This is a genomic window from Allobosea sp. 67-29 (genome assembly GCF_001898115.1).
GTDB lineage: Bacteria > Pseudomonadota > Alphaproteobacteria > Rhizobiales > Beijerinckiaceae > Allobosea.
In genome coordinates, this window is the sequence record NZ_MKSQ01000001.1 from 1 (window position 1) to 10,565 (window position 10,565).

Below are 10,565 nucleotides of genomic sequence, written 5' to 3' on the forward strand. Positions count from 1 at the left end.
TCGACCTCGCCGCGATGCGCGACGGCGTCAAGGCGCTGGGCGGCGACGCCCAGAAGATCAATCCGCTGGTGCCGGTCGACCTCGTCATCGACCACTCGGTCATCGTCGACGAGTTCGGCTCGCCCAAGGCCTTCGCCAAGAACGTCGAGCTCGAATACGAGCGCAACGCCGAGCGCTACAAGTTCCTGAAATGGGGCCAGCAGGCCTTCGACAATTTCCGTGTCGTGCCGCCCGGCACCGGCATCTGCCACCAGGTCAACCTCGAATACCTCGCCCAGACCGTCTGGACCCGGAACGATACGATCGACGGCCAAGAGGTCGAGGTCGCCTATCCCGACACGCTGGTCGGCACCGATTCGCACACCACCATGGTCAACGGCCTTGCCGTGCTCGGCTGGGGCGTCGGCGGCATCGAGGCGGAGGCCGCCATGCTCGGCCAGCCGCAGTCGATGCTGCTGCCCGAAGTCATCGGCTTCAAGCTGACCGGCTCGCTCAAGGAAGGCATCACCGCCACCGACCTCGTGCTGACCGTCACGCAGATGCTGCGCAAGAAGGGCGTCGTCGGCAAGTTCGTCGAATTCTTCGGCCCCGGCCTCTACAACCTGACGCTGGCCGACCGCGCCACCATCGCCAACATGGGCCCGGAATACGGCGCGACCTGCGGCTTCTTCCCGGTCGATGCCGAGACGCTGGACTATCTCACCACCACCGGCCGCAAGTCGGACCGCATCGCGCTGGTCGAGGCCTACACCAAGGCGCAGGGCCTCTTCGCCACCCGCGAGACCGCCGATCCGGTCTTCACCGACACGCTCGAGCTCGACCTCTCGACGGTGCAGCCCTCGATGGCCGGTCCGAAGCGTCCCGAGGGCCGCGTCGATCTCTCCGCCGTCAAGGCCGGCTTCGCCGCCGCCATGGAGTCCGACTACAAGAAGGGCGGCGAACTCTCCCGCCGGGTGCAGGTCGAGGGTGAGAACTTCGATCTCGGCCACGGCGACGTGGTGATCGCCGCCATCACCTCCTGCACCAACACCTCGAACCCCTCGGTGCTGATGGCCGCCGGCCTGCTCGCCCGCAAGGCGGTCGAGAAGGGCCTCAAGGTCAAGCCCTGGGTGAAGACCTCGCTGGCCCCGGGCTCGCAGGTCGTCGCCGAGTACCTCGCCAAGTCCGGCCTGCAGACCGATCTCGACGCGCTCGGCTTCAACCTGGTGGGCTTCGGCTGCACCACCTGCATCGGCAACTCCGGCCCGCTGCCGGCGCCGATCTCCAAGACGATCAACGACAAGGGCCTGATCGCGGGCGCCGTGATCTCCGGCAACCGCAACTTCGAAGGCCGCGTCTCGCCGGACGTGCAGGCGAACTACCTCGCCTCGCCGCCGCTGGTCGTCGCCTATGCGCTCGCCGGCTCGGTCCAGATGGACCTGACGACCCAGCCGCTCGGCCAGGGCTCGGACGGCAAGGACGTCTATCTCAAGGACATCTGGCCCTCCAACAAGGAGATCCAGAGCTTCATCCAGCAGAACGTCACCCGCGCGATGTTCGAGGAGAAATACGCCGACGTCTTCAAGGGCGACGCGCATTGGCAGGCGGTCGACGCCCCCAGGAGCGAGACCTATGCCTGGGACGACGATTCGACCTATGTGCAGAACCCGCCCTATTTCCAGGGCATGCACCGGAAGCCGGATGCGATCGGCGACATCAAGGGCGCCCGCATCCTCGGCCTGTTCGGCGACAAGATCACCACCGACCACATCTCGCCGGCCGGTTCGATCAAGGCGGCCTCGCCGGCCGGCGCCTACCTCACCGAGCATGGCGTCGCGGTGGCCGACTTCAACCAGTACGGCACGCGCCGCGGCAACCATGAGGTGATGATGCGGGGCACCTTCGCCAATATCCGCATCCGCAACCACATGCTCGGCCCGAACGGGCGCGAGGGTGGCTACACCATCCATTATCCCAGCAAGGAAGAGCTGCCGATCTACGACGCGGCGATGAAGTACAAGCAGGAGAAGGTGCCGCTGGTGATCTTCGCCGGCGTCGAATACGGCAACGGCTCCTCGCGCGACTGGGCGGCGAAGGGCACCAACCTTCTCGGCGTCAAGGCGGTGATCGCCCAGAGCTTCGAGCGCATCCACCGCTCGAACCTGGTCGGCATGGGCGTCGTGCCCTTCACCCTGCAGGAAGGCACGAGCTGGGCCTCGCTCAACCTGAAGGGCGACGAGATGGTCACCATTCACGGGCTGGCGAACGTCAAGCCGCGCCAGATGATGGAAGCCGAGATCACCTATGCCGACGGCACAGTGAAGAAGGTGCCGATCCTCTGCCGCATCGATACGCTGGACGAGATCGACTACTTCAAGAACGCCGGCATCCTGCAATACGTCCTGCGCGGGCTCGCCGCGTAAGCTGCCCGCCCACGGGACGGAAACCATGTCATGGCCGGCGCAAGCCGGCCATGATGCATTCGAGGCCGGCCCCGGTTGTCCTCGCGCCCGCTGCAGTGTAAGGGGGCGGTTCAGTCATCCTCGGTGGCGACTTGGGGCAGGCGCAGGCGGTATCCCGCGCTCGGATGTCGTCCGCCATCATCGACAAGAGACGGGAGCACCCGCAGCATGTCCGCCACGTTCGAGACGGTCGCCGGCATCATTTCCGAAACCTGCGATATTCCACGTGAGAAGATCACGCCGCAGAGCCACGCCATCGACGATCTCGGCATCGACTCGCTCGCCTTCCTCGACATCGCCTTCGCGATCGACAAGGCCTTCGGCATCAAGCTGCCGCTCGAACAGTGGACGCAGGAGGTCAACGAGGGCAAGGCCCCGGCCGAGCAGTATTTCGTGCTCGAGAACCTCTGCAAGCGCATCGACGATCTGGTCGCCGCCAAGAAGGCGTAAGCGCCTTTCTTTCGCCGGACTTGAGCCGGCGTGTTGCTCCCGATAGAGCATTGAGCCCGCGATGCGGATCACCCGATCCGCATCGCGGCTTCATGTCGTTCCGACGTCCATCTGGGTCAGGGTCGCATGCGCCTCGAATATTTCGACATGATCGACCGGGTCGTGACCTTCGACCCGTTGCAGAAGCGCATCGTCACGCGCTCCACCGTGCCGAGCGAAAGCCCGGTCTTCGAAGGCCATTTCCCCGGTCATCCGCTCGTCCCCGGCGTGCTGCTGACCGAAACCATGGCTCAGGCGTCCGGCTATCTGCTGCTCGGGCTCAACGGGCTTTCCCAGATGCCCTTCCTGATGACCGTCGACAAGGCGCGCTTCCGCACCTTCGTGGAACCGCGGACCGAGCTGGAGGCCAGTGCCGAGCTGGTGATCGAGGGCTCGGGCTATGCCGCGACCAAGGCGAAGCTGACCAGCAACGGCAAGCCGATCTGCGACGCGGAGCTGCGCTTCCGTCTGATGCCCTTCCCCGCCGATATGCGCGCGCTCATGCTGAGTCGCATCGAAGCGATCGGCCTGAAGCCGGAGCCTGCCCGATGAGCGATATGACGACAACCCGTCGTGACGTGGTCATCACCGGCATCGGCATCGCCTCCAGTCTCGGCGAAGGCGTCGAGGCCCATGCCGCGGCGCTGGCCGCCGGCGGCCCTCCGGTCGTCGACAGCGAGAGCTTCAAGCCCTACCCGCTCCATCCGCTTGCCCCGCTGGAGCTCGACCGGCAGATCCCTAAGAAGTCCGATCAGCGCCAGATGGAGCCGTGGCAGCGCCTCGGCGTCTACGCCGCCGGCCTCGCCCTCGATTCCGCCGGGATCAAGCAGGATGCCGAGGCCAAGAGCGCGCTGCAGGTCATCGTGGCGGCAGGCGGCGGCGAACGCGATCATGCCGTCGATGCCGCGATCCTCAGTGGCCTGCGCGGCGCCAACGAGCCCGGCACCTATCTCAACGAGCATCTGATGGGCGATCTGCGGCCCACGCTGTTCCTGGCCCAGCTCTCCAACCTGCTCGCCGGCAACATCGCCATCGTCCATGGCGTCACCGGCCCGTCGCGCACCTTCATGGGCGAGGAGCAGGCCGGCGTCGACGCGATCCGCACGGCCCATGCCCGCATTGCCTCCGGCCAGTCCGACCTGATGCTCGTCGGCGGCGCCTACAACGCCGAGCGGCGCGACATGCTGCTGCTCTTCGAGCTCGGCGGTTATCTGCGCCGCGACCGCTTCGCGCCCGTCTTCGCGCGCGAGGACGCCCCCGGCCTGATCACCGGCAGCGCCGGCGCCTTTCTCGTGTTGGAATCGGCGGAGCGCGCCGCCGCGCGCGGTGCGAAGGTCCATGCCAGGCTCAGCCAGACCGGCGCCACCCGCAGCCGCCGCGCACCCGGCACGGTCGAGTCGGCCCTGACCGGGCTCGTCAGCGGCTTCGGCCCGCTCGGCGCCGATGCGCTCGCCATCTCCGCAGCCACCGGCTGCGCCGGCATCACGGCCGAAGAGGCCGGTGCGCTGGCGAAGGCCGCGCCATCGGCGAAGCGGCTCGCGGCGGGTGATCTCGTCGGCCACGGCGTCGAAGCGGCTTTCCCCGTCTCGGTCGCGCTCGCGGCAATCGCCCTGTCGGCCGGGCAGGCGAAGGAAGCCATCGTTACCGGCGCCGGGCACTGGCGCGGCGAAGGCGCCGCCCATCTCGTCAAAGCGTGAGAGGTTGAAGCCATGACCGCGCATCGCGATGCCAAGGGCCGCCCCATCGTCGCCGTCACCGGGCTCGGGGTCGTCACCTCGCTCGGGCAGGGCAAGGAGACGAACTGGCGGGCCCTGACCGCAGGCAAATCCGGAATCCACCGCATTGATCGCTTCCCGACCGAGGGCCTGCGCACGACGATCGGCGGCACGGTCGATTTCCTGTTCGACGAGCCCTTCACCGCCCCGCAGCTTTCGGAAAAGCTGGCGACGCTGGCCGCCGAGGAGGCCGTCGCACAGAGCGGGCTCGGCGCGCCCGGCGATTTCCCGGGCGAGCTGTTCATGGCGGTTCCGCCGGTCGAGATGGAATGGCCGCAGAAGCAGGAGATGGCCCAGGCCATCGAAGGCGAGGTCGACTATGACGGCCTGCTGCGCGCGGCCGCGACCGGCAAATACCGGGCGATGCACGAGCTGTTCGTCTTCGGCGGCGTCGCCGACCATATCGCCGACCGCTTCGGCACCAGGGGCTCGCCGATCTCGCTCTCGACCGCCTGCTCCTCCGGCGCGACCGCGATCCAGATGGGCGTCGAGGCAATCAGGCGGGGCGAGACCCAGGCGGCCTTGTGCATCGGCACCGACGGCTCGATCCATGCCGAGGCGCTGATCCGCTTCTCGCTGCTCTCGGCGCTGTCGACCCAGAACGACCCGCCGGAAGGCGCGGCCAAGCCGTTCTCGAAGAATCGCGACGGCTTTGTCATGGGCGAGGGCGCCGGCGCGCTCGTGCTGGAGGACTACGACCATGCGCTGGCGCGCGGCGCGACCATCCTCGGCATCGTCGCCGGCTGCGGCGAGCGCGGCGACGGCTTCCACCGCACCCGCTCGAGCCCGGACGGCAAGCCCGCGATCCTCGCCATGCAGGACGCGCTGGCCGATGCCGGGCTGACGCCCGACGATGTCGACTACATCAACGCCCACGGCACCTCGACGCCCGAGAACGACAAGATGGAGGCGATGAGCTGCGCCGCCGTCTTCGGCGAGCGCATGGCGAGCCTGCCGATCTCCTCGAACAAGTCGATGATCGGCCATACGCTGACGGCGGCCGGCGCGGTCGAGGCGGTGATCTCCTTCATGACCATCGCCAACGGCACGATCCCGCCGACCATCAATTACGCGAACCCCGATCCGGCCATCGCCCTCGACGTCGTGCCGAACACGGCCCGCAAGGCGAAGGTCAGGACGGTGATCTCCAATTCCTTCGGCTTCGGCGGCCAGAACACCTGCCTCGTGCTGACGGCGCCCCCGGAGGCTGCATGACCAGGATTCTCGTGACGGGCGGCGCCAAGGGCGTCGGCGCCGCGATCGTGCGCGCGCTCGTCGCGGCCGGCCATGATGTCGATTTCACCTACCGCTCCTCCGCCGAGCAGGCGAAGGCGCTGGCGGATGAGATCGCCGCGAGCCATCCCGGCCAAGCGGTGACGGCGCTGCCGCTCGACCTCTCCGACAAGGGCGCGCTCGCAAGTTTCTGCGAGGCATGCGAGGGCGACAGCTATTTCGGTCTCGTCCACAATGCCGGCCAGCCCTATGACGTGCTCGCGGCGATGATGGACCAGAACAGGGCCGAAGCGGCGATGCAGGTCAATTTCTGGGCCTTCACCCGGCTGGCCAAGAGCCTGATGCGCAACATGATCCGCGCCCGGGCCGGCCGTATCGTCGCCATCGGCTCGGTCGCGGCCCTGCGCGGCAACGCCGGCAACGCCGCCTACGCCGCCTCCAAGGGCGCGCTGATCTCCTATGCCAAGACGCTCGCCGTCGAGACCGGCAAGCGCGGCGTGACCGTCAACGTGATCGCACCGGGCTTCGTCGACACCGACATGATGGCACCCTACGCCGCCTATCGCGACAAGATGCAGGCGCAGATCCCGGCCGGCCGTTTCGCCAGGCCCGAGGAGGTCGCCGGCGTCGCCGCCTTCCTGATGAGCGAGCCCGCTGCGTATATCAGCGGCACCGTGCTGCCGGTCGACGGCGGCCTGACCGCCCAGCTCGGCGTGCACCGCTGACACGATTGTTCTGAAAGGTCGAAAACCGATGCGTTCCCTCCAGCTCCACGGCGACCGCGACCTGCGCCTGGAAGAGATCGAGCCGCCGCCGCCGCCTGCGCCCGGCGAGGTGCAGATCCGCATCAAGGCGGTCGCGCTGAACTATCTCGACCTCTGGGGTTTCCGCGGCATGGCCTTCGCCAAGCGCAAGATGCCGCAGGCGGCCGGCGTCGAGGCTTCCGGCGAGATCGTCTGCGTCGGCGAGGGCGTGACCGGTTTCGCACCCGGCGACGTCGTCACGGCCTATGGCGCCGACACCTGCGGCCAGTGCAAGGCCTGCCGCGAGGGCCGCGACAATCTCTGCGAGAACGTCGCCGGCATCATGGGCTTCCATATCGACGGTTTTGCCCGTGAATTGCTGAACCGCCCGGCCCGTCTGACCATCAAGGCACCGCAGGGCGTCTCCTTCGAGGACGCCGCCTGCGCGCCGATCGGCTTCGGCACGGTCCAGCATATGCTGTTCGACAATGCCAGGCTGGAACCCGGCGAATCCGTCCTCGTCCATGCCGGCGGCTCGGGCATCGGCACCGCCGCGATCCTGATGGCCAAGGCGATCGGCTGCACGGTCTACACCACCGTCGGCGACGACGAGAAGGGCGCCAAGGCCAAGGCGCTCGGCGCCGACCATGTCATCAACTACCGCGAGGACCGCTTCGAGGGCGTCGTGCGCAAGCTCACCGGGCGCAAGGGTGTCGATGTCGTGTTCGAGCATGTCGGCGCCGACACCTGGAACGGCTCGCTGCTCTGCCTGAAGCGCGGCGGCCGGCTCGTCACCTGCGGCGCGACCTCCGGCCCCTCCGCCACGATCAACCTGATGCAGCTCTTCCAGCAGCAATACCGCATCACCGGCTCCTTCGGCTGCCGCATCGAGAATATCGCGCAATCGCTGGAGAAGATGGCCGCCGGCATGAAGCCGGTGATCGACTCGGTCTTCCCGCTCGCGGAGTTCGAGAAGGGCCTCGCCCGGATCGAGGGCCGCCATGTCTTCGGCAAGGTCGTCGTGACCTTCTGAGGCTGCCGGCCGGCCCGATTGGACTTGACGCAGGCGGCTTCCTGCCCCAGATCGCCGCTTTCAAGCCCGGTCTCGCTCTCGGACGGGCAGAGTGAGGCTGGACCGACCTTGAGACGATTGAAGGCTGTCGCCGCGCGCGTCGGCGCGGCGGTGATGATCGGCGTGATCCGCGCCCTGTTCGGCTTCCTGCGCCTGCTCGGACCCGAGCGCGCCAGCGATCTCGGCGGCTGGCTCCTGCGGACGGCAAGCCCGCTGATCCCGGTCAACCGCGTCGCGCTCGCCAACATCCGCGCGGCCTTTCCCGAAAAGGACGAGGCGGAGGTCAGGCGCATCGCGCGCGGCGCCTGGGAGAATCTCGGCCGCGTCGCTGGCGAGTACGCCAACCTCAAGGCGCTCTTCGACTACGACTATCACAACCCCGACAAGCCCTCGCGCGTCGAGGTCCAGGGCATCGAGCATTTCATCGCGCTCAAGGACGACGGAAAGCCCGGCCTGATCTTCTCGACCCATCTCGCCAACTGGGAACTGCCGGCGATCTGCGCGCAGACCTATGACCTCGAGACCACCGCGGTCTTCCGCGCGCCCAACGACCCGGCCATCGCGGCCGTCGTGCATGAGATCCGCTCTGGCGCGATGGGCGGGCTCGCCGCCGCCAAGCAGGGCGCGGCCTTCGCCATGCAGGGCGTGCTGGAGAAGGGTGGCCATCTCGGCATGCTGATCGACCAGCATTTCACCCGCGGCGTGGTGGTGCCGTTCTTCGGCCGCCCGGCGCTGACCAACCCGATCATGGCCAAGTTCGCGCGCCGTTTCGAGTGCCCCGTCCATGGCGTGCGCGTCATTCGCCTGCCGAACCATCGCTTCCGGCTGGAACTGACCCCGCCGCTCGACCTGCCGCGCGATGCCGATGGCGAGATCGACGTCCAGGGCGCGATGGCGATGATGACGGCCGTCGTCGAGGGCTGGGTGCGGGAATATCCCGAGCAGTGGCTCTGGATGCACCGGCGCTGGCGGCCGAACATGATCTCGGCCGCCGCGCTGGCGGAATTCGATCACGGCCGCGCGACGACGCCTGTTTTCAAGGCAACGTGATTTCCAAATCGGGCGAATGGGAGCTTTGGTAACCTCGCCACAAGACCTTCTCTGCAGAGTCCGCTGATGTCCCCCGGCAAACGCCTCCTCGCTGTGACGCTCGCCGCCCTCGCCCTGGGGGTTGCGAACGGCCGGGCGCAGGCGCCCGCCAGGCAGCCCAAGGCGCTGCTCGAGCTCTTCACCAGCCAGGGCTGCTCCTCCTGCCCGCCCGCCGACGCGCTGGTGATCGAGCTGTCCAAGGACCCCGACCTGATCGCCCTGACGCTGCCGGTGACCTACTGGGACTATCTCGGCTGGAAGGATACGCTCGGCAAGGATTCCTTCGCCAAGCGGCAGAAGTTCTACGCCAAGGCCCGCGGCGACGGACAGGTCTACACGCCGCAGGTCGTCGTCAACGGTACCGGGCATCTCGTCGGCTCCGACAAGGACGAGATCGAGAAGACGATCCAGCAGCTCGCACCGTCCGGCTTCCCCGTGCGGGTCGCCCTGCGGGAGGCGGACGGCAATCTGGAGATCAAGCTCGCCCCCGCCGGGGCCGCGGCGGAGGGCGCGGCCGGCGTCTGGGTGCTGCCGACGACGCATCTGGCCTCTGTGCCCGTCACCCGCGGTGAGAACCAGGGCAAGACCCTGTCCTACGCCAATGTCGTCCGCGGCATGGTCCGCGTCGGCGAATGGAACGGCAGGGAGGCCACGATCACCGCTCCCTTGAGCGCCACCCAGGCGCCGGAAGCGGACGGCTACGTCGTCATCGTCCAGACCGAACAGCCCGGGAAATACGGCATGATGCCGGGGCCGATCCTCGGCGCGGCCCGCAGCAAGCCCGCCCGCTGACGTTCCGGGGCCGGCCCGCTCCGGGAGCGGCGCTTCAGAGCAGGATCACCTTGTTCGAGAGTTCGTCGACGTCGCCCGGCCGGGGCGGGACATGCTGCGCCAGCACGGCGCCGACCGCATCGACGGCCGCGATCAACCCCTCCGTCAGCCTGTCCTCGCGCGCCGCGACCAGCAGCGCCTCGATGACGCCGTTCCAGGTCTTCTGCTCGACGAGGTCGTCGATGCCGGTATCGGCGAGGATCTCGGCATAGCGTTCCTGCAGGGCGACATAGAGCAGGACGCCGGTCCGCCCTTTCGTTCGCGTCAGCCCGCGCGCCGTGAATTCGCGCAGCGCGGTATCGTGAGCCCGGCGCCGCTTGACGAAGCCCGGAACGAAACGCCCCCCGCGCCCGTACCAGAGCAGCGTGCCGAGCAGGAGCACCGCGCAGAACAGCTGGATCATGAAGATGCGCTGCGTGCTCATCGCCGTCAGCGAGATGAACGGCCAGGGCACCAGCAGCGCGAGCGCCAGCGCCATCACCACCGGCACGTTGCGATAGCTCGACGCTGCCCGGTCGATCACCACGACGATCTCGCCGGCCGTTCTCAGCTCGGCCCGGCGCACCGCCTCGGCGATCGCATCCCTGTCCGTGGCATCCATCACCAGTCTCCCGAAGCCCCGCCGCCGCCCGACGAGCCGCCTCCGCCCGAAAAGCCGCCCCCTCCCGAGCTCCAACCGCCTCCGCCGCCGCTCCAGCCGGAGCCGGAACCCCAGCTCGACGTGCTCGGCGGCAGGACGATCCAGCGGCCGTCGCGCGTCCGATGCCGGCGCACGCCGCTGCCCTGCTGGCTCAGGCCGCGCAGGAAGGCGACGATGAACAGGAAGATCAGCACCATCGCAATGACGACCGCGATGTCCTCGGCGGGCGAACTCTCGTCGGAGCGGACCTCG

The 10,565-nt window shown here is 68.2% G+C and carries 9 protein-coding genes; all 9 read left to right on the plus strand.

The features are described 5' to 3' along the window. The coding region (gene acnA, locus BGO20_RS00005) for an aconitate hydratase AcnA (RefSeq protein ID WP_299856216.1) at positions 1-2,402 on the plus strand (2,402 nt) is incomplete at its 5' end. Between the two features lie 207 nt (positions 2,403-2,609). Next, positions 2,610-2,891: an acyl carrier protein gene (locus BGO20_RS00010; RefSeq protein ID WP_038358122.1), complete on the plus strand. Its 282-nt coding sequence runs from the start codon at positions 2,610-2,612 to the stop codon at positions 2,889-2,891. Between the two features lie 126 nt (positions 2,892-3,017). Beyond that, positions 3,018-3,482 (plus strand): 3-hydroxyacyl-ACP dehydratase FabZ family protein, encoded by a 465-nt coding sequence (locus BGO20_RS00015; protein WP_291665033.1) that lies wholly within the window; start codon positions 3,018-3,020, stop codon positions 3,480-3,482. Next, a complete protein-coding gene (locus tag BGO20_RS00020) occupies positions 3,479-4,627 on the plus strand; it encodes a beta-ketoacyl-ACP synthase (protein WP_291665034.1) in 1,149 nt (382 codons plus the stop codon). Before BGO20_RS00015 ends, BGO20_RS00020 begins: the two co-directional genes overlap by 4 nt. A gap of 12 nt (positions 4,628-4,639) precedes the next feature. After that, positions 4,640-5,920, plus strand: a complete 1,281-nt coding sequence (locus BGO20_RS00025; RefSeq protein WP_291665037.1) for a beta-ketoacyl-ACP synthase — start codon at positions 4,640-4,642, stop codon at positions 5,918-5,920. Then, positions 5,917-6,663: an SDR family NAD(P)-dependent oxidoreductase gene (locus BGO20_RS00030; RefSeq protein ID WP_291665039.1), complete on the plus strand. Its 747-nt coding sequence runs from the start codon at positions 5,917-5,919 to the stop codon at positions 6,661-6,663. The genes BGO20_RS00025 and BGO20_RS00030 overlap by 4 nt, the downstream gene beginning before the upstream one ends. 28 nt (positions 6,664-6,691) lie before the next feature. After that, the gene (locus BGO20_RS00035; protein WP_291665041.1) at positions 6,692-7,714 is read left to right on the plus strand and encodes a zinc-binding dehydrogenase; all 1,023 of its coding nucleotides are present in this window, start codon (positions 6,692-6,694) and stop codon (positions 7,712-7,714) included. Positions 7,715-7,867: 153 nt separating this feature from the next. Beyond that, positions 7,868-8,803 carry a lipid A biosynthesis lauroyl acyltransferase gene (locus BGO20_RS00040; protein WP_291665094.1) on the plus strand — a complete coding sequence of 312 codons (936 nt, stop codon included), beginning with the start codon at positions 7,868-7,870 and terminating at the stop codon, positions 8,801-8,803. Positions 8,804-8,869: 66 nt separating this feature from the next. After that, entirely contained in the window at positions 8,870-9,634 is a 765-nt protein-coding gene (locus tag BGO20_RS00045; protein WP_291665043.1) for a DUF1223 domain-containing protein, read from the plus strand. The last annotated feature ends 931 nt before the right edge of the window (positions 9,635-10,565 follow it).

Coding starts and splice junctions, on each gene's coding strand:
- BGO20_RS00010 (WP_038358122.1), top strand. CDS start 2,610: ATGTCCGCCACGTTCGAGACGGTCGCCGGCATCATTTCCGAAACCTGC.
- BGO20_RS00015 (WP_291665033.1), top strand. CDS start 3,018: ATGCGCCTCGAATATTTCGACATGATCGACCGGGTCGTGACCTTCGAC.
- BGO20_RS00020 (WP_291665034.1), top strand. CDS start 3,479: ATGAGCGATATGACGACAACCCGTCGTGACGTGGTCATCACCGGCATC.
- BGO20_RS00025 (WP_291665037.1), top strand. CDS start 4,640: ATGACCGCGCATCGCGATGCCAAGGGCCGCCCCATCGTCGCCGTCACC.
- BGO20_RS00030 (WP_291665039.1), top strand. CDS start 5,917: ATGACCAGGATTCTCGTGACGGGCGGCGCCAAGGGCGTCGGCGCCGCG.
- BGO20_RS00035 (WP_291665041.1), top strand. CDS start 6,692: ATGCGTTCCCTCCAGCTCCACGGCGACCGCGACCTGCGCCTGGAAGAG.
- BGO20_RS00040 (WP_291665094.1), top strand. CDS start 7,868: ATGATCGGCGTGATCCGCGCCCTGTTCGGCTTCCTGCGCCTGCTCGGA.
- BGO20_RS00045 (WP_291665043.1), top strand. CDS start 8,870: ATGTCCCCCGGCAAACGCCTCCTCGCTGTGACGCTCGCCGCCCTCGCC.